The sequence below is a fragment of the Streptomyces sp. NPDC097617 genome (assembly GCF_044761485.1).
GTDB lineage: Bacteria > Actinomycetota > Actinomycetes > Streptomycetales > Streptomycetaceae > Streptomyces.
This window is the reverse complement of record NZ_JBIWCL010000001.1, coordinates 263,746-287,302: the sequence shown is the minus strand read 5'-3', so window position 1 is coordinate 287,302 and position 23,557 is coordinate 263,746. Positions and strand designations below refer to the sequence as shown.

At 69.6% G+C, this 23,557-nt stretch carries 20 protein-coding genes and 1 riboswitch; of the genes, 6 read left to right on the top strand and 14 right to left on the bottom strand.

Annotated elements, in window-relative coordinates:
• Positions 1 to 155 precede the first annotated feature (155 nt).
• A riboswitch (SAM riboswitch) is annotated at positions 156 to 272 on the bottom strand.
• Positions 273 to 373: 101 nt separating this feature from the next.
• From trpD to ACIQZO_RS01355, 5 genes are all read right to left on the bottom strand, one after another.
• A complete protein-coding gene (gene trpD / locus ACIQZO_RS01375) occupies positions 374 to 1,438 on the bottom strand; it encodes an anthranilate phosphoribosyltransferase (RefSeq protein ID WP_403618276.1) in 1,065 nt (354 codons plus the stop codon).
• A 188-nt stretch (positions 1,439 to 1,626) separates the two neighbouring features.
• Positions 1,627 to 3,267: a cytochrome bc complex cytochrome b subunit gene (locus ACIQZO_RS01370; protein ID WP_403618273.1), complete on the bottom strand. Its 1,641-nt coding sequence runs from the start codon at positions 3,265 to 3,267 to the stop codon at positions 1,627 to 1,629.
• On the bottom strand, positions 3,264 to 4,322 hold the full coding sequence (locus tag ACIQZO_RS01365; RefSeq protein ID WP_403618269.1) for a Rieske 2Fe-2S domain-containing protein: 1,059 nt from the start codon (positions 4,320 to 4,322) through the stop codon (positions 3,264 to 3,266). The genes ACIQZO_RS01370 and ACIQZO_RS01365 overlap by 4 nt, the downstream gene beginning before the upstream one ends.
• Positions 4,319 to 5,128 carry a c-type cytochrome gene (locus tag ACIQZO_RS01360; protein WP_403618266.1) on the bottom strand — a complete coding sequence of 270 codons (810 nt, stop codon included), beginning with the start codon at positions 5,126 to 5,128 and terminating at the stop codon, positions 4,319 to 4,321. The genes ACIQZO_RS01365 and ACIQZO_RS01360 overlap by 4 nt, the downstream gene beginning before the upstream one ends.
• 76 nt (positions 5,129 to 5,204) lie before the next feature.
• Positions 5,205 to 5,825, bottom strand: coding sequence for a heme-copper oxidase subunit III (locus ACIQZO_RS01355; RefSeq protein WP_257556665.1), 621 nt, complete (start codon positions 5,823 to 5,825; stop codon positions 5,205 to 5,207).
• A gap of 202 nt (positions 5,826 to 6,027) precedes the next feature.
• Here ACIQZO_RS01355 and ACIQZO_RS01350 point away from each other — a divergent pair, with 202 nt between their 5' ends.
• On the top strand, positions 6,028 to 6,429 hold the full coding sequence (locus tag ACIQZO_RS01350; RefSeq protein ID WP_403618263.1) for a hypothetical protein: 402 nt from the start codon (positions 6,028 to 6,030) through the stop codon (positions 6,427 to 6,429).
• Between the two features lie 117 nt (positions 6,430 to 6,546).
• On the opposite strand, the gene ACIQZO_RS01345 is transcribed toward ACIQZO_RS01350, so the two are convergent.
• From ACIQZO_RS01345 to coxB, 4 genes are all read right to left on the bottom strand, one after another.
• Positions 6,547 to 7,794 (bottom strand): Ig-like domain-containing protein, encoded by a 1,248-nt coding sequence (locus tag ACIQZO_RS01345; protein ID WP_403618261.1) that lies wholly within the window; start codon positions 7,792 to 7,794, stop codon positions 6,547 to 6,549.
• A gap of 124 nt (positions 7,795 to 7,918) precedes the next feature.
• Positions 7,919 to 8,317, bottom strand: coding sequence for a cytochrome c oxidase subunit 4 (locus tag ACIQZO_RS01340; RefSeq protein ID WP_403618258.1), 399 nt, complete (start codon positions 8,315 to 8,317; stop codon positions 7,919 to 7,921).
• Positions 8,314 to 10,044, bottom strand: coding sequence for a cytochrome c oxidase subunit I (gene ctaD / locus ACIQZO_RS01335; RefSeq protein ID WP_403618256.1), 1,731 nt, complete (start codon positions 10,042 to 10,044; stop codon positions 8,314 to 8,316). The genes ACIQZO_RS01340 and ctaD overlap by 4 nt, the downstream gene beginning before the upstream one ends.
• Positions 10,041 to 11,015 (bottom strand): cytochrome c oxidase subunit II, encoded by a 975-nt coding sequence (gene coxB / locus ACIQZO_RS01330; RefSeq protein WP_403618253.1) that lies wholly within the window; start codon positions 11,013 to 11,015, stop codon positions 10,041 to 10,043. Before coxB ends, ctaD begins: the two co-directional genes overlap by 4 nt.
• Before the next feature lie 283 nt (positions 11,016 to 11,298).
• Here coxB and ACIQZO_RS01325 point away from each other — a divergent pair, with 283 nt between their 5' ends.
• Positions 11,299 to 12,678 (top strand): cysteine desulfurase/sulfurtransferase TusA family protein, encoded by a 1,380-nt coding sequence (locus ACIQZO_RS01325; RefSeq protein WP_403618250.1) that lies wholly within the window; start codon positions 11,299 to 11,301, stop codon positions 12,676 to 12,678.
• 86 nt (positions 12,679 to 12,764) lie between these two features.
• Here the strand turns inward: ACIQZO_RS01325 and ACIQZO_RS01320 are convergent, their stop codons facing one another.
• Positions 12,765 to 13,739 carry a carbohydrate kinase family protein gene (locus ACIQZO_RS01320; RefSeq protein ID WP_403618247.1) on the bottom strand — a complete coding sequence of 325 codons (975 nt, stop codon included), beginning with the start codon at positions 13,737 to 13,739 and terminating at the stop codon, positions 12,765 to 12,767.
• A gap of 131 nt (positions 13,740 to 13,870) precedes the next feature.
• On the opposite strand from ACIQZO_RS01320, the gene ACIQZO_RS01315 reads away from it, so the two are divergent.
• Both ACIQZO_RS01315 and ACIQZO_RS01310 read left to right on the top strand, forming a co-directional pair.
• Positions 13,871 to 14,110, top strand: coding sequence for a hypothetical protein (locus tag ACIQZO_RS01315; protein WP_403618244.1), 240 nt, complete (start codon positions 13,871 to 13,873; stop codon positions 14,108 to 14,110).
• Positions 14,111 to 14,182: 72 nt separating this feature from the next.
• A complete protein-coding gene (locus ACIQZO_RS01310; protein WP_403618242.1) occupies positions 14,183 to 15,649 on the top strand; it encodes a hypothetical protein in 1,467 nt (488 codons plus the stop codon).
• Between the two features lie 119 nt (positions 15,650 to 15,768).
• On the opposite strand, the gene ACIQZO_RS01305 is transcribed toward ACIQZO_RS01310, so the two are convergent.
• Positions 15,769 to 16,125, bottom strand: coding sequence for an iron-sulfur cluster assembly accessory protein (locus ACIQZO_RS01305; RefSeq protein ID WP_327385878.1), 357 nt, complete (start codon positions 16,123 to 16,125; stop codon positions 15,769 to 15,771).
• 293 nt (positions 16,126 to 16,418) lie between these two features.
• On the opposite strand from ACIQZO_RS01305, the gene nadA reads away from it, so the two are divergent.
• Positions 16,419 to 17,606, top strand: a complete 1,188-nt coding sequence (gene nadA, locus ACIQZO_RS01300) for a quinolinate synthase NadA (protein ID WP_403618239.1) — start codon at positions 16,419 to 16,421, stop codon at positions 17,604 to 17,606.
• 72 nt (positions 17,607 to 17,678) lie between these two features.
• On the opposite strand, the gene ACIQZO_RS01295 is transcribed toward nadA, so the two are convergent.
• The 3 genes from ACIQZO_RS01295 to cobS all read right to left on the bottom strand — a co-directional run bounded on the left by ACIQZO_RS01295 (position 17,679) and on the right by cobS (position 22,532).
• Positions 17,679 to 20,810, bottom strand: a complete 3,132-nt coding sequence (locus ACIQZO_RS01295) for an efflux RND transporter permease subunit (RefSeq protein ID WP_403618237.1) — start codon at positions 20,808 to 20,810, stop codon at positions 17,679 to 17,681.
• 136 nt (positions 20,811 to 20,946) lie between these two features.
• Positions 20,947 to 21,675 (bottom strand): response regulator, encoded by a 729-nt coding sequence (locus tag ACIQZO_RS01290; protein WP_403618234.1) that lies wholly within the window; start codon positions 21,673 to 21,675, stop codon positions 20,947 to 20,949.
• A 35-nt stretch (positions 21,676 to 21,710) separates the two neighbouring features.
• Positions 21,711 to 22,532 (bottom strand): adenosylcobinamide-GDP ribazoletransferase, encoded by an 822-nt coding sequence (cobS, locus tag ACIQZO_RS01285; protein ID WP_403618231.1) that lies wholly within the window; start codon positions 22,530 to 22,532, stop codon positions 21,711 to 21,713.
• A gap of 70 nt (positions 22,533 to 22,602) precedes the next feature.
• Between cobS and ACIQZO_RS01280 the strand changes: the two genes are divergently transcribed.
• Positions 22,603 to 23,376, top strand: coding sequence for a hypothetical protein (locus tag ACIQZO_RS01280; RefSeq protein WP_403618227.1), 774 nt, complete (start codon positions 22,603 to 22,605; stop codon positions 23,374 to 23,376).
• Positions 23,377 to 23,557: the final 181 nt, after the last annotated feature.

Here is a 23,557-nt window from a genome sequence, read left to right as displayed (position 1 = left end):
CCGTACGCACGTGGGTACGGGAAGGTCCCCGGAACGAGAGGAGGGCGCACGGAAGCGGCCCTGGTCCGAGGGTGAAGTGGGGGCTGAGTCGCCCTATCGCATTCGCTTGCTCACGGAAAACGCTCCTCGAGAGACCAGGACCCCTGGTGTCGAGGGATCCGCGCTTGCCGTAGGCCTTGCTGCCTACGACCTGGTCATCACCCGGGGCACCCCGCCACGGAAGGAGGGTTGCCGGACAGCAAGCCGGGGCCTAAACGCTGTCACTCGTGACCTGATCAGCATCCTGCCACAAGATCGGCCGGACGCAAGACCCCGGTCCGCATCGTGGACCGGGGTCGTCGTTTTCACGCCTTTCCGGCGCGGCCGGGCACCGCTAGGCGTTGCTGGCCCGCACCCAGCGCTCCAGGGTGGCCAGCGCCGCCCCCGAGTCGATCGACTCGGCCGCGCGGGTGATACCGGCCGCGATCTGCTCCTCCAGGGTGCCGGTGCCCGGGTCCAGGGCCACCAGGGCGGCCGCCGAGTTCAGCAGGACGGCGTCGCGGACCGGGCCGGTCTCGCCGGCCAGCAGGCGGCGGGCCACGTCCGCGTTGTACGAGGGGTCCCCACCGGCCAGGGCGGAGACGTCGACCAGGGAGATGCCCACGTCACGCGGGTCGAAGGTCTGCTCGGTGACCTTGCCGTCGCGGACCCACCAGATCCGCGAGGTCGACGCCGTGGTCAGTTCGTCCAGGCCGTCGTCGCCCCGGAAGACCAGCGCGGAGGAGCCCCGCTCGGCGAGGACGCCCGCGACGATCGGGGCCATCCGGGGGTCGGCCACGCCGGAGGCCTGGGCCCGGACCCGGGCCGGGTTGGTCAGCGGGCCGAGGATGTTGAAGGTGGTGCGGATGCCCAGTTCCTTGCGGGCCGCCGCGACGTGGCGCAGCGCCGGGTGGAACTTCACCGCGAAGCAGAAGGTGATGCCGGCCTCGGCGGCGACCTCCACGACCCGCGACGTGCTGAGGTTGAGGTTGACGCCGAGCTTCTCCAGGACGTCGGAGGAGCCGCTCGCGGAGGACGCGGCCCGGTTTCCGTGCTTGACGACCTTGGCTCCGGTGCCGGCCACCACGATCGCCGACATCGTGGAGATGTTCACCGTTTTGGCCCCGTCGCCGCCCGTGCCGACGATGTCCACGGTCCGGCCGGGCACCTCGATCAGGTTGGCGTGCTCGTACATCGCCCGTACGAGGCCGTTGATCTCCTCGACGGTCTCCCCCTTGGCCCGCAGCGCGACGGTGAAGCCGGCGATCTGGGCGTCGGTGGCCTCCCCGCGCATGATGCGGTCCATCGCCCAGGCGGTGTCCTCGGCGCGCAGGTCCTGGCCGGTCAGCAGAGCGTCGAGAACGCCCGGCCAGCCACGGGCCGCCACGCTGTCGCCGCCTGCCGGGGTCGCAACGTTCATGGTCCGCTCCTGCTGTCGGTGGGCCGTCCCCATTTTCTGGCGCCCACGTCTGATCGGTCGGGGTTCAGCCTATCCAGCCCCGGTTACGGCAAAGAGCCCCGTCCGGACACTGGACGGGGCTCTTACCGTGGCGACACCAGAACTGACCGAAATCAGTCCCTCATGCGTTCATGCGTTGCGCGCGGGGATCAGTGGTGGCCGTGGCCGGACTGGATCTCCTTGTATTCCTCCACCGTGGGCTTCGGAATCTGGTTGTTCTCACCGTAGAAGCCCTTGCTGAGCTTCGCGCGCAGCTTCTCGGTGGCCTTGACCTTGCGCTCGACACCGTTCTCGTCGACCGTCGGGCCGATCTCGATCGGCTTGTACTGCTCGTGCGCGGTGAGGGTGTGCAGCTTGCCCTGCGGGAGCGGCTCGTGGACCTCGACGAACTCACCGTGCGGCAGACGCTTGATGATGCCGGTCTCGCGACCGTGCAGCACCTTGTCGTGGTCCCGGCGCTGGAGGCCGAGGCAGATCCGCTTGGTGACGATGAAGGCGAGGACCGGGACGAGGAAGAAGCCGATCCGGACGAACCAGGTGATCGAGTTGATCGAGAGGTGGAAGTACTGCGCGAACATGTCGTTTCCACCGCCGATCAGGAGCACGATGTACTCCGCGATCCAGGCGACACCGAAGGCCGTACGGGTCGGGACGTTGCGCGGGCGGTCCAGGATGTGGTGCTCGCGCTTGTCCCCGGTGACCCAGGACTCGATGAAGGGCCAGACGGCGATCGCGCCGAGCACCAGCGGGAAGAGCAGCAGCGGGATGAACACGCCCAGGACGAGCGTGTGGCCCCACAGGTTGATCTCCCAGCCGGGCATGGCTCGGATCAGGCCTTCCGGCATACCCATGTACCAGTCGGGCTGCGCACCGGTGGACACGTGGTCCGGGCGGTACGGGCCGAGCGCCCAGATCGGGTTGATCGAGGCGATCGCCGCGACGGCCGCGATGACACCGAAGACCAGGAAGAAGAAGCCTCCGGCCTTGGCCATGTAGACCGGCAGCAGCGGCATGCCGACGACGTTGTTGTTCGTCTTGCCGGGACCCGCGTACTGGGTGTGCTTGTGGTAGAAGACCAGGATCAGGTGGGCCACGAGCAGGCCCATCATGATGCCGGGCAGCAGCAGGATGTGCACCGAGTAGAACCGCGCGACGAAGTCGCCGCCCGGGAACTCCCCGCCGAACAGGAACATCGACAGGTACGTGCCGACGACCGGGACGGACAGGATGGCGCCCTGCATGAAGCGGACACCGGTACCCGAGAGCAGGTCGTCCGGCAGCGAGTAACCGGTGAAGCCGGTGAACATGCCGAGGACCAGCAGCAGGAAGCCGAAGATCCAGTTGACCTCACGGGGCTTGCGGAACGCGCCGGTGAAGAAGACGCGCATCATGTGCACGACCATCGCCGCGACGAAGATCAGCGCCGCCCAGTGGTGGATCTGACGGATCAGCAGGCCACCGCGGACGTCGAAGCTGATGTCCAGTGTCGAGGCGAAGGCCTCGGACATCATGACGCCCTGCATCGGCACGTACGAGCCGTGGTACACGACCTCGTTCATGCTCGGGTGGAAGAACAGCGTCAGGTACACACCCGTGAGGATGATGATGATGAAGCTGTAGAGGCAGATCTCACCCAGCATGAAGGACCAGTGGTCCGGGAAGATCTTGCGCATGTTCGCCTTGGCGAGGCCGTAGATACCCAGGCGGCCGTCCGCCCAGTCCGCTACGCGCTCGCCGGCGGGCGCTTTGCCCGCCTTGCCGGCAGATGACTTGGTAGTGGCAGTGCTCATCCGCGCTCCCAGAATGCAGGACCGACGGGCTCTTCGAAGTCGCCGAGCGCTTCGAGGAAGCCTTCGTCATTCACGCCGATCCGCAGCTGCGGAAGCGCGTGACCGGCCGGGCCGAAGATGACACGGGCGCCGTCGGAGAGGTCGAAGGTGGACTGGTGGCACGGGCAGAGCACGTGGTGCGTCTGCTGCTCGTACAGGCTGATCGGGCAGCCGACGTGGGTGCAGATCTTGGAGTAGGCCACGATCCCGTCGTGGGACCACTCCAGTTCCTGCTTGTCCTTGATGTCGTCCGGCTGGATACGGACGATCATCAGGGCGGCCTTGGCGATCTGGACCTGGAAGTCGTGCTGCTCCTCCTCCAGGCCTTCCGGCATGGCGAAGGTGAGCGAGCCGACGACGACGTCCTCGGGACGCAGCGGCTCCATCGTGTTCTGGTTGATGAGCAGCTTGCCCTTGGCCCACAGGGTCTTGCGCAGCTTCTCCTCGGGCAGCGGGCCCAGGTCGCGCAGGATCATGACGGCGGACAGCGGCAGCATGGCCAGCGCGCCCAGCATCGTGTTGCGGATCAGCGGACGCCGGCCGATGCCGGACTCGTTCGCACCGTCCGCGAAGTCCTGCAGGACCGCGGCCTTGACCTCCGCCGGGGCGGCGATCTCGTGGCGCTCGGCGGCGACCTCGACGTCGGACATCAGGGTGCGGGCCCAGTGGACCGCGCCCGCGCCGATGCAGAAGAGGGCCACGCCCAGGGTCATGCCCAGGGAGAAGTTGAGCGCGCTGACCTTCCCGATGGGGAAGATGTAGACGATCTTGTCGACCGGGAAGATCACGTAGGACGCGATGAAGCCGATCGTCGCCAGCATCGACAGGGTGAAGAGCATCGCGACGGTGCGCTCGGAGCGCTTCGCCGCCCGCTCGTCGATGTCCTGGATGCGCGGCTTGTGGACCGGAAGGCCCGGGTCTGCGAACGGGTCGTCCGCGACCGCTACGCCACCGTGGTGGGCGTCGCCCTGCTCGCTCGGCAGGTGCTTGTCTTCGGGAATCTCTTGGCTACTCATGACTTCTTGGCCTTAGCGGTGTGGGCCGCGACCCAGACGGCGACAGCGATCAGCGCACCCAGAGCGAAGATCCAGCCGAACAGACCCTCGGAGACGGGGCCGAGGCCACCGAGCTTCAACCCGCCGGGGGAGGTCGACTTCTCACCGTTCACGTTCTGGAGGTACGCGATGATGTCCTTCTTCTGCTTCTCCGGCAGGGTGCTGTCGGGGAAGGAGGGCATGTTCTGCGGGCCGGTCTGCATGGCCTCGTAGATGTGCTTCGGCGAAACGCCCTCAAGGTTGGGGGCGTACTTGCCGTTCGTCAGCGCGCCGCCTTCACCGGTGAAGTTGTGGCACTGCGCGCAGTTGTTGCGGAACAGCTCACCACCGTTGGCGATGTCGGCACCTGCCGGGTCGTACTGCTTCTCGGTCGGCGTGATCGGACCGGCGCCGAGGGACGCGATGTACGCGGCCAGCTGGTCGATCTGCGCCTGGTCATAGATGACGGGCTTCTTCGGCACCTGGGCGCCGGGCTGCTGGGCGGGCATGCGGCCCGTGCTCACCTGGAAGTCGACGGCCGCGGAGCCGACGCCGACCAGGCTCGGGCCGTCAGAGGAACCCTGACCGCCGGTTCCGTGGCAGCTTGCGCAACCCACGGCGTAGAGCTTCTTGCCCTCCTCGATGGCGAGGGACTGGGCGGTTTCATCGGCCTGCGCCTTGCCCGCGGGGGCGAAGGCGGCGTACAGCCCCCCGGTGGCCGCCAGCGCGAAGAGTAGAACGACGACCGCCGCCAGCGGATGGCGTCGTCGTGCGGAGAGCTTTTTCACGGATTACCCCGGTGTCAGGATCTTCTGCGTCGGTGTGTCTGGATGGAGTGCCGGGTCTTGCCCGGTGACGTGTTCGCTACTTGATCAGGTAGATCGTCGCGAAGAGGCCGATCCAGACGACGTCGACGAAGTGCCAGTAGTAGGACACGACGATGGCCGACGTGGCCTGTTCGTGGGTGAACCTCTTGGCCGCGTACGTCCGGCCGAGGACCAGCAGGAAGGCGATGAGACCGCCCGTCACGTGCAGACCGTGGAAACCGGTGGTCAGGTAGAAGACCGAGCCGTACGGACCGGACGAGAGGCTCATGCCCTCGTGCTTGACCAGCTCGGTGTACTCGAACACCTGGCCGCCAATGAAGATCGCACCCATGACGAACGTGATGATGAACCACGACCGGAGCTTCTTCACGTCACCGCGCTCGGCGGCGAATACGCCGAGCTGGCAGGTGAGCGAGGAAAGCACCAGGATCGTCGTGTTCGTCGCCGAGAAGGGCAGATTCAAGGCCGAAGCCTGCTCTGTCCAGTACTCGGGTCCTGTCACGGATCGCAGGGTGAAGTACATCGCGAAGAGGGCCGCGAAGAACATCAGCTCGGAACTCAACCAGATGATGGTTCCGACGCTGACGAGGTTCGGCCGGTTGACCGTCGGGTGCGCGTGCCCGGTATCTACTGTCGTTGCTGTCGCCACGACCGACATTATGTCGGTCGCTTATCCCGCCCTCACCCCGGGGGGTGCCGTTCGGAGTGTCAGGGGCGTGTGCAAGGCCCGAACGGCCCATCAGATGACCTCTGCGGGATGCACCGTGCTTCCCTCGGCGAACCGATGTCGACCGTGTACCGGGAGGAGTAGCATCCCGCGCAACATCAACGTGATTCACGGGCACACGTGGAGGAACGAAATGCGGGCGACTGCGCGGGTTCTGGTCTACAGCGACGACGCGGGCACCCGGGAGCAGGTGCGGCTGGCGGCAGGACGCAGGCCCGCCGCGGATCTGCCGCCGGTGGAGTTCCTGGAGTGCGCCACGCTGCCGGCGGTCCTGTCGGAGCTGGACGCGGGCGGCATCGACGTGTGCGTGCTGGACGGCGAGGCGGCTCCGGCCGGAGGCATGGGCGTGTGCCGGCAGATCAAGGACGAGATCTTCCGGTGTCCGCCGGTGCTGCTGCTGATGGGGCGTCCCCAGGACGCCTGGCTGGCCACGTGGAGCCGCGCCGACGCCGCGGTGACCCTTCCGGTGGACCCTGTTGCGTTCGCGGACACCCTGGCGGGTCTCCTGAGGGCGCGTCTGTCGCTGGACGCCTGAACGGGCCCCGCACGTTCTGCGGGGCCGTACGCGCCCGGCACAGACCCGTCCGGGTGAATGAGCGGGTGAACCTCCCCCCGGACGGGTCCGGGGGGAGGCGCCTGGCCGCGGGACCGCTCAGACGGTGGGCCGCAGGCGGGCCTGGTCGACGGGGGTGCGGCCCTCCTGGGTGCCCTTGAGGAGGGCGCTGCCCTGGCGCCAGTCCTTCCAGTCCATGTTCCAGTCGCCGAAGCCGTTGCCGAAGATGTCCATGTCTTCGCCGATGCTGTTGACCACCTGGACGATGTCGCCCTCGGTGATGTTCTCGTAGAACCAGGCGGCGTTGCCGGTGCTCATGCCGGTGCAGCCGTGGCTGACGTTCTCGTAGCCCTGGGAGCCGACGGACCACGGCGCCGCGTGGACGTATTCACCACTCCAGGTGACGCGGGTGGCGTAGTAGACGGGCAGGTTGTAGTACTCGCTGCCGCCGATGCCCACGGTGTCACCGCGCATCTGTACGAAGTACTGCTTGCCCAGCACCACCTTGATGCCGTTGCGGGTGGAGAAGCCGGGCTTTCCGGTGGTCACCGGAATGGTGTTGATCACTTCTCCGTTGCGCTTGAAGGTCAGGTAGTGCGACGAGGCGTCGGTGGTGACCTCGACCCGGTCACCGATCTCCAGCTTCAGCGGCTTGGCCACGGCTCCGTGGAGCTCGTCGGTGATCCGGACGCCCTCCAGGTTGCTCCGTACGGAGACGGCGGAGTTGGCGGGCCAGTAGTCCTTGGGCCGGTAGTGGATGTGCTTGTCGTCCACCCAGTGCCAGGCGCCCTCGACTCCGGCCGGGGCGTCGATGACGAGACCCCGTTCCACGACGGCGCGGGCGGCCTTGTCCTTGACGGGCTCGCTGAGCTCGGCCGTGATGGGCTGTCCGACGCCGTACTTGCCCTCGTCCGGGCCGAACTCGACCTTGAGGATCCCCTTGGACGGAGTGGTGTCGAAGGTGAGCGTGCGCTGCCCGGGGGCGCCCCGCTCGTCCTCGGTGCTCACGGTGACCGTGTAGCGGACGCCCGAGGCCATGGGGACCGTGCTGTGCCAGCGGTCCCCCTTGGCGCTGAGTTCGCCCGCCAGGCGGCGGCCGTGGGTGTCCACGGCCAGCACGTCGGTGATCCGGCCGCCACCGCTCTTGGCGGTGATCTCGAGAGGCCGGTCGGGGTCCACGGGGCGGCTGCCGGCGCTCTGATTGAAGGCGACCTGATCGCCCGCGTCGAACGGGCGGGCTGACAGCGGGTTCTTGTCGCCGGACCCGCATGCGGTGGCCCCGGCCCCGAGGGACGCGACCAGCAGGGAGCAGCTGAGTACCGTCCAAAGACGCGGTGAGTGCTTCATGGAGCCAACGCTATGAAGATATTACAATTCCGGCGCGCGGTGTGACTGCAAACGAGGGGCCCGGGCTCCTCTGAGAGAGGTGCCCGGGCCCCAAGCGAAGCGCGGCGCGGCCGCGGAGGTACCGCTACTGGTTCGCGTTCTCACCGCGGTAGTACTCGTACACCCAGCCCCACAGACCGATCAGGATCAGCGGAGCGGAGAAGTACATGAGCCACCAGCCGAAGATGACGCCCATGAAGGCGAAGGCGCCACCGATCGCCAGCGAGAGGGGCTGCCAGCTGTGCGGGGAGAAGAACCCCAGCTCGCCCGCCTCGTCGGCGATGTCGGCCTCCAGGTTGTCCTGGGCCATCTGGTCCACACGCTTGGCCGTGAAGGCCAGGTAGTAGCCGATCATGACGCTCAGGCCGAAGGCCAGGAAGAGCGCGGTGGTACCGACGGGCTCCTTCGACCACACGCCGTACACGACGGCCATGACCAGGATGAAGAAGGAGAGCCAGAGGAACATCTTGCCCTGGATCTTCACTTGCCGGCCTCCTTGCCACCAGCGACGGCCTTGGCGGCGACGCTGTGGTCCTCGAGGTGGTCGAGGGCCGCGATCTCAGGGTGGTGCAGGTCGAATGCCGGGGACTCGGAACGGATCCGCGGCAGGGTGAGGAAGTTGTGCCGCGGCGGCGGGCAGGACGTCGCCCACTCGAGCGAACGGCCGTAGCCCCACGGGTCGTCGACCTCGACCTTCTTGCCGTACTTGGCCGTCTTCCACACGTTGTAGATGAACGGGAGCATCGACAGGCCGAGCACGAAGGAGCTGATCGTCGAGATCGTGTTCAGCGCGGTGAAGCCGTCGGCGGCGAGGTAGTCCGCGTAACGACGCGGCATGCCCTCGGCACCGAGCCAGTGCTGCACCAGGAAGGTGCCGTGGAAGCCGATGAACAGCGTCCAGAACGTCATCTTGCCGAGGCGCTCGTCCAGCATCTTGCCCGTGAACTTCGGCCACCAGAAGTGGAAGCCGGCGAACATCGCGAACACCACGGTGCCGAAGACGACGTAGTGGAAGTGCGCGACGACGAAGTACGAGTCGGAGACGTGGAAGTCCATCGGGGGCGAGGCCAGGATGACGCCGGTCAGACCACCGAAGGTGAAGGTGACCAGGAAGCCGATCGTCCAGAGCATCGGGGTCTCGAAGGACAGTGAGCCCTTCCACATGGTGCCGATCCAGTTGAAGAACTTCACACCGGTCGGTACCGCGATCAGGAAGGTCATGAAGGAGAAGAACGGCAGCAGCACACCACCGGTGACGTACATGTGGTGGGCCCACACGGTCACCGAGAGGCCGGCGATCGCGATCGTCGCGGCGATCAGGCCGATGTAGCCGAACATCGGCTTGCGGCTGAAGACCGGGATGATCTCGGAGACGATGCCGAAGAACGGCAGCGCGATGATGTACACCTCTGGGTGCCCGAAGAACCAGAAGAGGTGTTGCCACAGCAACGCTCCGCCGTTGGCGGCATCGAACACATGCGAGCCGAACTTGCGGTCGGCCTCCAGCGCGAAGAGCGCGGCGGCCAGCACCGGGAAGGCGAGCAGGACCAGCACACCGGTCAGCAGCACGTTCCAGGTGAAGATCGGCATGCGGAACATCGTCATGCCCGGAGCGCGCATGCAGATGATCGTGGTGATGAAGTTGACCGAGCCGAGGATCGTGCCGAAGCCGGAGAAGGCCAGACCCATGATCCACATGTCGGCGCCGATGCCCGGCGAACGGACCGCGTCCGACAGCGGGGAGTAGGCGAACCAACCGAAGTCGGCGGCGCCGCTCGGCGTCACGAAGCCGGCCACCGCGATGGTCGAGCCGAAGAGGTAGAGCCAGTACGCGAACATGTTCAGCCGCGGGAACGCCACGTCGGGCGCGCCGATCTGCAGCGGCATGATCCAGTTGGCGAAGCCCGCGAAGAGCGGGGTGGCGAACATCAGCAGCATGATCGTGCCATGCATGGTGAACGCCTGGTTGAACTGCTCGTTCGACATGATCTGCGTGCCCGGACGGGCCAGCTCGGCGCGCATGAAGAGCGCCAGCAGACCGCCGATGATGAAGAACACGAACGACGTGACCAGGTACATCGTGCCGATGGTCTTGTGGTCGGTCGTGGTCATCCACTTCACGACCACATTGCCCGGCTGCTTGCGCCGTACCGGCAGCTCGTTCTCATACGAGTCGGCGGCGGCACCCTGGGATTCGTTGAGGATGCTCACAGTTTGTTCACTTCCGCATTCCGGGCCGGGTCGGTCTGCTCGATGCCGGCCGGGAGGTAGCCGGTCTGACCCTTCTCCGCGAGGTCCTTCAGGTACGCCCGGTACTCCTCGGGGGAGACCACCTTGACGTTGAAGAGCATGCGGGAGTGGTCAACGCCGCAGAGTTCGGCGCACTTGCCCATGAAGGTGCCGTTTTGGGACGGGGTGACCTCGAAGACGTTGGTGTGGCCCGGGATGACGTCCTGCTTGAACAGGAACGGGACCACCCAGAAGGAGTGGATCACGTCGTTCGACGACAGGATGAAGCGGACCTTCTCGCCCTTGGGGAGGACCAGGGTCGGACCCGGGTTGCCCGTCTGCGGGTTCCGGTCGCTGGGGACACCCTTCTCGTAGACGCCTTCGGCGCCCGCGGGGAAGTCCTTGGTGAAGCGGTCCGGGATGGAGGCGAGCTCCTTGGGAACGTCGCCCGCCTTCGGGGTCACCGCGTCGCCGTCGACGTTCTCGATGTAGTTGAAGCCCCAGCTCCACTGGAAGCCGATCACGTTGATCGTGTGCGGCGGCTTCGGGGTGAGGGCCAGGAGCTTCGACTCGTCACGAGCGGTGAAGTAGAAGAGCACCGAGACGATGATGAGCGGGACCACGGTGTACAGCGCCTCGATGGGCATGTTGTACCGGGTCTGAGCCGGGACCTCGATCTTCGTCCGGCTGCGCCGGTGGAAGATGATGCTCCAGATGATCAGGCCCCACACGAGGATGCCCGTAATGAGCGCGGCCGCCCAGGATCCCTGCCACAGGGAAAGGATGCGCGGCGCCTCCTCGGTTACCGGAGTCGGCATTCCGAGGCGGGGGAAGTCTTTCCATGTATACGAGCAACCAGTGGCGGTCGCCAGGACCACGCCCGCAGTCAGCGCCTGCAGCAGCTTCCGCCGCATCGGGCGCCGCGGCGAGCGGTCGGAGCCGTAGGGACTCACGTAGCGCCTTCCCGAGAGTCTCGGCCCGCGCGGCCGGCCGCGGCCGTGTTCGGGTCGGTCGCCGGCCCTGACGCAGGCAGGGGTTTGGATGTTTATGCGGACCAAACCCTACTGGACGCTATTTGGGGTCGCGCGGGGAGGGTGCCCAACGCGCCGCTACTGCCCCCGAAGGGATGGATCCGCCGTCCGGGGGACCGTGCGAATGGCCCTGAATGGCGGGCTCCGGAGCACATCTGACGCCCCCTGACCTCGAACGCTGCGGACCCCGGGTTAGCGTGACCGGATGCCGTACTTCGACAGCGCGTCCGCCGCTCCCCTGCACCCCGTGGCCCGGCAGGCGTTACAGGCCTCCCTGGACGAGGGCTGGGCGGATCCGGCCCGACTGTACCGGGAGGGCAGGCGGGCCAGGCTATTGCTGGACGCGGCGCGGGAGGCCGCCGCGGAGGCGGTGGGATGCCGCCCCGACGAGCTCGTGTTCACTCCTTCGGGGACGCACGCGGTTCACACCGGCGTGGCAGGGGTCCTCGCGGGGCGCCGACGCGTCGGAAGTCATCTGGTCGTATCGGCCGTCGAACACAGTTCTGTATTGCACGCGGCGCAGGCGCACGAGGCCCGCGGCGGGTCGGTGACCGAGGTCGCGGTGGACCGGTGGGGCGCGGTGACCCCCGCCGGCTACGCGGACGTACTGACCCCCGGGAGCGCGCTCGCCTGCCTCCAGTCGGCCAACCACGAGGTGGGCACGGTCCAGCCGGTGACCGAGGTGGCCGAGGTCTGCGCGGCGGCCGGGGTGCCGCTGCTGGTGGACGCGGCCCAGTCGCTGGGCTGGGGCCCGGTGGAGGGCGCCTGGTCCGTCCTGGCCGCGAGCGCGCACAAGTGGGGCGGCCCGCCCGGGGTCGGCCTGCTGGCGGTCCGCAAGGGGGTGCGCTTCTCCCCCCAAGGCCCCGCGGACGAACGGGAGTCGGGACGCTCCCCCGGCTTCGGGAACCTGCCCGCGATCGTGGCCGCGGCGGCGTCCCTGCGGGCCGTACGGGCCGAGGCGGACACGGAGGCGGCCCGGCTGCGGGTCCTGGTGGACCGCATCCGGCGGCGGGTGGTGCGGCTGGTCCCGGACGTGGAGGTGGTGGGCGCCGCGGACCGGCGGCTGCCGCACCTGGTCACCTTCTCCTGCCTGTACGTCGACGGGGAGACGCTGCTGCACGAGCTGGACCGGGCCGGCTTCTCGGTCTCCTCGGGCTCCTCGTGCACGAGCTCCACGCTGACCCCCAGTCACGTGCTGCGGGCGATGGGCGTGCTGTCGGAGGGGAACGTACGGGTGTCGCTGCCGCCGGGGACCCCGGCGGAGGAGGTCAACGCGTTCCTGGAGGTACTGCCGCGCGTGGTGGCCGGCGTACGGGAACAGCTCGGCGTGTCGGAACCCCCGGAGGTGGCGCCGGTGGCGGACTCGCTGGAGCTCGACACGCTGGGGCTGCGGTGCCCGCAGCCGGTGATCGAGCTGGCCCGGGCCATCGTGACGGTCCCGGTGGGCGGCACCGTCACGGTCGTCTCCGACGACGAGGTGGCCCGGCTGGACATCCCGGCGTGGTGCGCGATGCGGGGGCACGTGTACGTGGGCGAGAGCCCGCGCGAGGCCGGCTCCGCCTACACGGTCCGCCGCGCCACCTGACCCGGCCTGACAAGCCTCGCCGGGGCCACCACCAGCCTCGCCGGGCGGCCATCCGCGCCGACGAGGCTGAAGGTGCCGACGGGTGGCTACGCCAGGTGGGCGCGGACCTCGGCGGCCGCGTCCTCGCCGTACGCCTTCGTGAGGCGCTCCATGAAGTGCGCCCGGGCCAGGGTGTACTCCTGGGTGCCGAGCGTCTCGATGACCAGCGTCGCGAGCATGCAACCCAGCTGCGCCGCCCGCTCCAGGCCGACACCCCAGCCCAGACCGGTCAGGAACCCGGCGCGGAACGCGTCGCCGACACCCGTGGGGTCGACCTTCGCCGTCTCCTCGGGGCAGCCGACGACGATCGGGGCCTCTCCGACGCGCTCGATCTTGACGCCGTTGGAGCCCAGCGTGGTCACCCGGGTGCCGACCTTGGCCAGGATCTCCTCGTCGGTCCAGCCGGACTTCGACTCGATGAGGCCCTTCTCGTACTCGTTCGAGAAGAGGAAGGTCGCGCCCTCCATCAGGGTGCGGATGCTGTCGCCGTCCATGCGGGCGATCTGCTGCGAGAAGTCGGCCGCGAAGGGGATCCCGCGAGTACGGCACTCCTCCGTGTGGCGCAGCATCGCCTCGGGGTCGTCCGCGCCGATGAGGACAAGGTCGAGCCCGCCCACCCGGTCGGCCACGGCCTTGAGCTCGATCAGCCGGGCCTCGCTCATCGCGCCCGTGTAGAAGGACCCGATCTGGTTGTGGTCGGAGTCCGTGGTGCACACGAAGCGCGCGGTGTGCAGCACCTCGGAGATCCGGACGGACTCGGTGTCGACGCCGTGCCGGTCGAGCCAGGCGCGGTACTCGTCGAAGTCGGAGCCGGCGGCTCCGACGAGGATCGGGCGGCTGCCGAGCTGCCCCATGCCGAAGCAGATGTTCGGGCCGACCCCGCCCCGACGGACGTCGAGGTTGTCGACGAGGAAGGAGAGGGAGACCGTGTGCAGCTGGTCCGCGACCAGCTGGTCGGCGAAACGGCCGGGGAAGGTCATGAGGTGGTCGGTGGCGATGGAGCCGGTGACTGCGATGCGCACGGCGAGGACGCTCCTGCTGAGGACGGCGAGGGACAGTCAAAACTACCCGGTCGGGGGCCCCAGGCCGAACCCCAGAAACTACCCCTTAGTAGGTCTTTCTTCGCGTGAGCTCCGATGCCTACGGTGCCTCCATGACCTATACCGACGGTTTCGGCTACTCCGAGTACAGCGCCGACAAGCGCGGCGCGGAAGCCCCACGACAGCCCGGCTTCGCCCGTCTGCTGGGTGACTGCGCCCGGATGGCCCCGCACTGGGCGGTCCCGGCGGGCCCCCGGCCGATCCGTGTGGCCCCTTCGCAGATCCACGGGATCTGCGTTCCGCCCGCCTCGGCCCGGCTGATCGCCGCCACGTCCGTGTACGGGGACCAGTAGGAGGGAACCGGCTGCGCGTCCGCTCCGTCACACCCGCATCAGGTACGACGGAACCGGTGAAGGAGCGATGCGGTGACCAGCGGACAGCCCGAACAACCCGACACATCACGCGGCACTCGACGGCGGCCCGCCTGGGCCGTCGGGTCGATCGCGGCGGCCGTCCTGCTCGCGGGCGGCGGTACCGCGTACTGGGCGTCGACCGCCCACGGCGACGGCGGGTCGGGCCACCGTACGGGTGAGAGCGCGGCCTCCGCGCCCCGCGACGCGGGAGACCCCTCGGGGCCGGGCATCGCCCCCGGGGAGCCCGACCCGTCCGGCGCCGGGGTGGTCTACCGGGCCGACGTGAAGCTTCCGGAGGCCCCGGCCGGCGCGCCGACGTACGCCCTGTCGGGCGAGGTCACCTCGGCGGAGGTGGCCCGCCTCGCGGCGGCCCTGGGCCTGCCGGGCGAGCCGCGCCTGAGCGGGGACGTCTGGCTGGCCGGGGAGGCCGCCGACGGATCCGGCCCCCGGCTCACGGTGGCCCGTACGGCACCGGGCACCTGGAACTTCGCCCGCTTCCAGGCCCCGGGCACCGCGGACGGCAACGGCGCCGGGGACAACTGCGTGCGCGGCAAGGACACCTGCGGCCCGGCCACCCTTCCGCGGGACGCGGGCGGCGCGAACGCGGGCGGGGCGCAGGCCGGCAAGCCGGTGTCCGAGGAGGCCGCCAAGGCCGCCGCGGCCCCCGTACTGGCCGCCGCGGGGCTCGAGGGGCCGAATCAGGACGCCCGGCTCACCCAGGACTCGGTACGCGTGGTGGCCGCCGACCCGGTGGTCGGCGGGCTGCCCACGCAGGGCTGGTCCACGAAGGTCAGCGTGGGCGGCGACGGCGCGGTGGTGGCGGGCAACGGCGAGCTGAAGGCCCCCGCACGGGCGGCCGACCAGCAGGTGGTCGGCGCCGTGGAGGCGCTGGCCAGGCTGAACGCGAAGTCGGGTGGCCGCGAGGGCGAACCCGAGCCCAGCGGCTGCGCGAGCGCGGTCCCGCTGAGCGGGGACAGCCCGGTGGCGGCGGGCACGGACACGGTGCCGTGCAACCCGGAGCCGCGGCCGATGAAGCCCCCGCGGACGGAGACGGTGAAGGGCGCCGCGCTCGGGCTGGTCCCCGGCACGGTGAACGGGGCGCAGGGTCTGGTTCCGGCCTGGCTCTTCGAGGTGGCGGGCCAGGGCGGCGGACCCGGCCACACGGTGGCCCAGCCGGCCGCGGCGCAGGAGAGCACCCCCGGCCCGAAGGACGGCCGTACCGTGCCCGGCTTCTCGTACGCCGAGGCCGACCGGAAGCTGACCGTGAACTTCTGGGGCAGCCCGTGCAGCACCTACGCCGTGGAGGCGCGGGAGCAGGCGGAGTCGGTCATGGTGAAGATCACGGACACGCCGAACAAGCCGGGCCAGGCCTGCATCATGCTGGCGCAGGAGATGTCCTCGACGGTGACGCTGCAGCAGCCGCTGGGCGACCGGAAGGTGCTCGACGCGACCACGGGCAAGCCGCTCCCCCGGCAGTAGCCGGCACGTCGGCACGTCGGCGTCCCCGGCTTCCCCGGGCATGCGCGAGGGCCCGCCTCCGGGTCGGATTCGACCGGAGGCGGGCCCTCGCGTCATGCCGCGGTGTGCGGCGTCCAGGCTTAGCTGAACGAGTCGCCGCAGGCGCAGGACCCCGTGGCGTTGGGGTTGTCGATCGTGAAGCCCTGCTTCTCGATGGTGTCGACGAAGTCGATGGAGGCGCCGTGGAGGTACGGCGAGCTCATCCGGTCCGTGACGACCTTCACACCGTCGAAGTCCTTCACGACGTCGCCGTCGAGGGAGCGCTCGTCGAAGAAGAGCTGGTAGCGCAGGCCGGAGCAACCACCGGGCTGGACGGCGACGCGGAGCGCCAGGTCATCGCGGCCTTCCTGCCCCAGCAGGGTCCTGACCTTCTCGGCGGCGGCGTCGGACAGGAGGATGCCGTCGCTCACAGTGGTCTTGTCGTCCTGTACGGACATCTGCATTCACTCCCGAAGTGGGCGGCTCCCCGCCGGAGGCGAGGAAACGTCGGACTCTTGCCGTCGGTGGCAACGAGCGGGACCGCGGATTCATTCCGGGACCCGACGCTTGTTTCAGACATTCCATGCTCGCACACCACGCGCGGGGGCGGACCCGTCGAATCGTGGGCTGATGCGTCACATTGACACTATCGGCATCGTCAAACTGACGTGAAGCGGTTATGATAGATAATGTCAACTAGACGAGAAGTCGAAGCGATGATCCAGAAGTCCCTTGTCGCAGAACAGAAAGGGTGCGTGTCGTGACCACCGCCCAGCCTTTGGACGTCCAGCCGACGCCCCTTGCCCTGCTGCTGCTCGGCCGTGAGGCCGACCCCAAGAGCGAGCGCGGAGTGGAGTGCCCCGGCGACCTGCCCTCGCCGTCGGACCCGAACCTCGTGGCGCGTGCCCGCGCGGCCAAGGAGAAGCTCGGGGACAAGGTCTTCATCCTGGGCCACCACTACCAGCGTGACGAGGTCATCGAGTTCGCGGACGTCACCGGCGACTCCTTCAAGCTGGCCAAGGACGCGGCCGCCAAGCCGGAGGCCGAGTACATCGTCTTCTGCGGCGTGCACTTCATGGCCGAGTCCGCGGACATCCTGACCTCGGACGACCAGAAGGTGGTCCTGCCGGACCTGGCCGCCGGCTGCTCGATGGCCGACATGGCCACCGCCGAGCAGGTCGCGGAGTGCTGGGACGTGCTGACGGAGGCCGGTGTCGCCGACGCCACGGTGCCCGTCTCGTACATGAACTCCTCCGCCGACATCAAGGCCTTCACCGGCAAGCACGGCGGCACGATCTGCACCTCGTCCAACGCGAAGAAGGCCCTGGAGTGGGCGTTCGAGCAGGGTGAGAAGATCCTCTTCCTCCCGGACCAGCACCTGGGCCGCAACACCGCCGTCCGCGACATGGGCATGTCCCTGGACGACTGCGTGCTCTACAACCCGCACAAGCCGAACGGCGGCCTGACCGTCGAGCAGCTGCGGAACGCCAAGATGATCCTGTGGCGCGGGCACTGCTCGGTACACGGCAGGTTCTCGGTCGACTCGGTCAACGACGTCCGCGCCCGGATCCCCGGCGTGAACGTGCTGGTCCACCCCGAGTGCAAGCACGAGGTCGTGGCGGCCGCGGACTACGTCGGCTCGACGGAGTACATCATCAAGGCGCTGGAGGCGGCCCCGGCCGGCTCCAAGTGGGCCATCGGCACCGAGCTGAACCTGGTCCGCCGGCTGGCGAATCGATTCGCCGCCGAGGACAAGGAAGTCGTCTTCCTCGACAAGACCGTCTGCTTCTGCTCGACGATGAACCGCATCGACCTGCCGCACCTGGTGTGGACCCTGGAGTCCCTGGCCGAGGGCAACCTCGTCAACCGGATCCAGGTCGACAAGGAGACGGAGAGCTTCGCCAAGCTCGCCCTGGAGCGGATGCTGGCGCTCGCGTAGCCCCTCCCCTCCCCCGTACGCCCGAAGGGCCGCCCACTCGAGGGGCGGCCCTTCGGCTTGTTGCGGTGAGGGTCAGACCGTGGCCGGGGACTCCTCGTCCTGCGCTGCGGAAGGAACCGGGACCACCGTCGGACGGGCCGTCTTCTTCGCCCGGCGGCGCTCCTTGCGGAGCTCGACCATCGTGTAGAGGGTCGGCACCAGGAGCAGCGTCAGCAGGGTGGAGCTGACCAGTCCGCCGATCACCACGACCGCGAGCGGCTGCGAGATGAAGCCGCCCTCGCCAGTGACGCCCAGTGCCATCGGGAGCAGCGCGAAGATCGTCGCCAGGGCCGTCATCAGGATCGGGCGCAGTCGGTGCCGGCCGCCCTCGATGACCGCTTCGACGACGCCCAGGCCCTGGGCGCGGTACTGGTTGACCAGGTCGATCAGGACGATCGCGTTGGTCACGACGATGCCGATGAGCATCAGCATGCCGATCATCGCCGGGACGCCCATCGGGGTGCCGGTGATGAGGAGCAGGCCGAGTGCGCCGGTCGCCGCGAACGGGATGGAGACCAGCAGGATCAGCGGCTGGACCAGCGAGCGGAAGGTCGCGACCAGCAGCATGAACACGATCGCGATGGCCGCGAGCATGGCCAGGCCGAGCGAGCCGAAGGCCTCGTCCTGGTCCTCGGAGACGCCGCCGATGGAGGCCGTGGCGCCCTCCGGCAGGTCCAGCGCCTTGAGCTTGGTCTGGAGCTCGGCGCTGACCGCGCCGGTGTTGTCGCCGAGCGGCCGGGCGGTGACGGTGGCGGCGCGGGCGCCGTCGATCCGGGTCATCGCGACCGGTCCGGGGATCTCCTTGACCTCGGCGATGTCACCGAGCTTGACCGGGCCGATCGGGAGCGCCTGCAGTTCGGCCAGGGTGGTGGCCGGCTGCGCGGACTTGATGACGATGTCCCGCTCGGTGTCGTCCAGTACGGCCTTGCCCGCCGGGTTGCCCCGTACGGCCTGCGCGACGATCGCGCCGAGCGCGGCCTGGTTCAGGCCGGCCTCGGCCGCCTTGGGCGTGGCGGTCACGGAGATGCGGGGCACGGACTGGGACAGGTCGCTCTGCACGTCGGCGACGTTCTCCAGCTTCGCCACCTCGCCGCGGACCTGCTCGGCGGCCTCGGCGAGGACCTTGGCGTCGCCGGCCTTGACGACCACGCTGAGGTTCTGGCTGCCGAAGCCGTCGCCGGCCACGATGCGGGTCTCGCCGATGCCGTCGAGGGCGGCGAGCTTGTCCTCGATGCCCTTCTTGACGGCGTCGGCCTTGCCGGAGTCCTTCAGGGTGACCTGGTAGGAGGCCTGGTTGGAGCCGGTACCGCCGCCGAAGGCCGCGAGGAAGCCGGAGGAGCCGACGGTGACCTGGTAGCTCTTGACGCCCTCGACCGAGCCCAGCACCTTCTCGATCTTGCGGCTCGCCTCGTCTGCGGCGCCCAGCGAGGTGCCCGGGGCGAGCTCCTGCTTGACCGTCAGGACTTCCTGCTCGCCCTGGTCGAAGAAGTTGGTCTTCAGCATCGGGGTCATCGCGAGGGTGCCGATGAGGACGACCACCGCGATGGCCACACTGGTCAGCCGGCGCCGGGTCGCGAAGCCCAGGACGCGGACGTAGAACAGCTGGAGGCGGCTGCGCGCCTCCTTCTCCTCGGCCTCGCGGCGGGCCTTCGCCGCGCTCTCGGCGTTCCCGGGGTCGACGCCCTTGGGCGCGCTCAGGAACCAGTACGAGAGCACCGGTACGACCGTCAGCGAGACGAGCAGCGAGGCCAGCAGGGCCGCGGTGACCGTGAGCGAGAACGAGCCGAAGAGCTCGCCGATCATGCCGCCGGTGAGACCGATCGGCAGGAAGACGGCCACGGTGGTGAGGGTGGAGGAGGTGACCGCGCCGGCGACCTCCTTGACCGCGGTGATGATGGCGGCCTCGCGCTCCTCGCCGTAGCCGAGGTGGCGCTTGATGTTCTCCAGGACCACGATCGAGTCGTCGACCACGCGGCCGATGGCGATGGTGAGGGCGCCCAGGGTCAGCATGTTGAGCGACAGGTCCTGGGTCCACAGCACGATCAGCGCGAGGACGACGGACAGCGGGATGGAGACCGCGGTGACCAGCGTCGAGCGCAGCGAGGCGAGGAAGACCAGGATCACGAGCACCGCGAAGAGCAGGCCGAGCAGGCCCTCGGTGGTGAGGCTGGAGATGGACTTGGCGACGGCCGGGCCCTGGTCGCTGACGACGGTCAGGTCGGCGCCGGCGCCGAGCGCGGTGCGCAGCTCGGGCAGCTTGTCCTTGACCGCGTCGGAGATGGCGACGGCGCTGCCGTCCTTGTCCATGGTGAGGACGAGGGCGAGGCTGGGCTTGCCGTTGGTCCGGGTGATGGAGACGGCCTTGGCCGGCTCCTGCTTGACGGAGGCGACGTCGCCGAGGCGGACGGCCGGCTTGCCCGGGCCGGGGCTCAGGCGCAGCTCCTCCAGCTGGGCGAGGGAGGTGTAGCCGGAGCCGACGCGCACGGTGCGGTTCTTGCCCGCCTCGTCGAAGGAGCCGGCGGGGACGGCCGCGCCGCCCGCCTGGAGGCCCTGGGCGAGGGAGGCGCCGTCGAGGCCGGCGGCCGCGAGCTTGGCGTTGTCGGGGGTGATGGTGACCTGGAGGTCCTGGACGCCGTCGACGGTGACCTGGCCGACGCCCTCGATGTCCGACAGGACGGGGACGACGGAACGTTCCAGCTGGTCGGCCAGCGCCTGCTGGTCCTTGTCGGAGGTTACGGCCAGGATGACCGTCGGGATGTCGTCGGTGGAACCGGCCACGACCTGCGGGTCCACCTCGGCGGGCAGCCGGACGCGGGCCCGGTTGACGGCCTGCTGGACGTCGGCGACGAGCTGCTTGGTGCCACTGTCGCCGTAGTCGAAGGTGGCCATGATGAGGGCGTTGCCCTCGCTGGCGGTGGAGGTGATGCCGGTGAGGCCGTCGACACCCTTGAGCATGGCCTCGATCGGTTCGACGACCTGCTTCTCCACCACGTCGGGCGAGGCGCCCTGGTACGGCGCGAGCACGGAGACCATCGGCAATTCGATGGAGGGCAGCAGCTGCTGCTTGAGCTGCGGAATGGCTATGGCGCCGAAGAGGAGCGCGACGATCGACACGAGGCCGACCAACGCCCTTTGGGCCAGGCTGAAGCGGGACAGCCAGGACATGGGTATGAGATCTCTCTGCAGTGACGAACGCGAGGGCACCCTCACCCTGTCCCATCGAGGTGGCGCATTTCGTCGCTCGCAGGTGCCGTCCTTATGTACGGCATACCGCGTCTGGAGTACGCCGTAGAGGGTGGTGCTACTCCACCCGGGGGCGAACCAGTCCCGATTCGTACGCAATAACCACCAATTGGGCCCGGTCGCGGGCGCCGAGCTTGGCCATGGTCCGGTTCACGTGGGTCTTGACGGTCAGCGGACTGACCTCCAGCCGTCCGGCGATCCCGTCGTTGGACAGCCCCGCCGCGACGTGTACGAGGACCTCGCGCTCGCGGACGGTCAGCGCGGCGAGCCGCTGCGCGTGCGACCCGGCCGCGTCCGTGGCGGCGGCCGGGTCGGCGCCGCCGCCCTGGGCGAGGAAGGTGGCGATGAGCCCCTTGGTGGCGGCCGGGGAGAGCAGCGCCTCGCCGGCCGCGGCGACGCGGATGGCGTTGAGCAGTTCGTCCGGCTCGGCGCCCTTGCCGAGGAAGCCGGAGGCACCGGCCCGCAGCGCCGCGACCACGTACTCGTCGACCTCGAAGGTCGTCAGCATCACCACGCGTACGCCGGCGAGCTCCGGGTCCGCGCCGATCATGCGGGTGGCGGCGAGCCCGTCGGTCCCGGGCATGCGGATGTCCATGAGGACGACGTCGGGGCGCGTGCGGCGGGCGAGTTCGACGGCCTGCGCCCCGTCGGAGGCCTCCCCGACGACCTCCATGTCGGCCTCGGAGTCGACGAGCACCTTGAAGGCACTGCGCAGCAGTGCCTGGTCGTCGGCGAGCAGCACCCTGAGGGGCGCCGCGGAGGGCAGGTCCGGCGCTGTGTGGTCCACGGGGTGAGGGTACGCGGCCCCGTCGGCGGGGCCGCTCAGCCCAGGGCGAGGACGATCAGCGCGGTGGTCGCCGCGACCTCGGCGAGGGCGCCGAAGACATCGCCGGTGACCCCGTCGAAGCGGCGTACGCAGCGGCGCAGCAGCAGTTCCGCGGCGAGCAGGGCGGCCAGGACGGCCGCCGCGCACTGGGCGGCGGCGGCCGGGCCCAGCGGCAGGGCGGCGGCCGCCGCGAGCACGACGGTGAGGGCGGCGATCAGGGCGGCGGCGCGGCGGGGGACCACTGCGGCGACGGCGGCGCCGAGTCCGCCGGGGCGGGCCGCCGGGACGCCTTCGCGGGAGGCCAGGGTCATGGCGAGGCGGGCCGCGACGGCGGCGACCACGGCGGCGAGGGCGCCGCGGACCCAGCTGTCGGCGTAGATCTCGGACAGGGCGGCCACCTGCGCGAGCAGCACGATGATCAGCACGACGACGCCGAAGGGGCCGATGTCGGACTGCTTCATGATGCGCAGGGCCTCGCCCGCGGGCTTGGCACTGCCCAGGCCGTCCGCCGTGTCGGCGAGTCCGTCCAGGTGCAGCCCTCGGGTCAGCGCCGCCGGTGCGGCGACGGTGAGGGTCGCGGCGAGCAGCGGGCCTGCGCCGAGCAGCAGGAGGAGCACGCCGGGCAGGGCCGCCAGCAGGCCGACGACCAGACCGGCGAGCGGGGCGCAGGCCATTCCGGTGCGGGCGGCGGGACGGTCCCAGCGGGTGATGCGGGCGGGCAGCACGGTGAGGGTGCCGAACGCGAAACGGACGCCGTCGAGGAACGAGGCGCGTTCCGGGGGCGGCGTCTGGGGCGGGCCGTCGAACGAATCTGTCATCGGCGGGAACGGTACCCGCTCGACGCGGGCGGTAAATTACCCATTACGTGCTAAATAGGGAGTCAGTGGGATGGGTCACTGGTGGTATCGGAACATCGTTGAACCGGGCAAGCTGCCCCTCCTCCTCGCCTTGCTCTCGTTCGTGATGTCGTTCCTGGTCACCCGCGTGATCACCCGGCTGATCCGGGCCGGCCGCGGCCCCTTCAAGAACGTCGCCCCGGGCGGTCTGCACATCCACCACGTGGTGCCCGGCGTGATCCTCGTGATCATCGGGGGGTTCGGTGCGGTGGCCAGCGGCCGGCACGGCTTCGGCGCGTGCGCCTCTGCGGTGATCTTCGGGCTGGGCGCGGGCCTGGTCCTGGACGAGTTCGCGCTGATCCTGCACCTCGACGACGTCTACTGGAGCGAGCAGGGCCGCAAGAGCGTGGAGATCGTGGTCGTCACGGCCGCCCTGGTGGCCCTGGTCCTGGGCGGTTTCGTGCCCTTCGGGGTCAACGACCTGTCCGCCGAGGAGCGTCAGAGCCGCGGCCTGGTAGCCATGAACGCGGCCACCAACTTCTTCCTGGCCCTGATCGCCCTGTGGAAGGGCAAGGCGCGCACCGCCCTCTTCGGTCTGGTCGTCCCCTTCGTCGCGCTGGTCGGCGCGATCCGGCTGGCCCGGCCCGGATCCCCGTACGCGAACAAGTTCTACGCGAACCGTCCGCGCGCCCGGGCCAGGTCCGGACTGCGCGCCTTCCACCACGACCGGCGCTGGGCGGGGCCGCGCCGCAAGTTCGAGAACTTCATCGGCGGGACCCCCGACCCGGACCACCCCGTCTCACTGGAGAAGCCTCCCCCGCACTGAGCACGAGAACGGCGGCGGGGGGGGCCCCCCCCCCCCCCGGGGGGGGGGGGGGGGCGGGGCGGGGGGGGGGCCCCCCCGGGCCCCCCCCCCGCGCGGCGCGCGGCGGCCCCCCAGCCCCCCCCCCCCCCCGCGCCCCCCCCCCCCCCCCCCCCCCCCCCCCCCCCCCCCCCCCCCCCCCCCC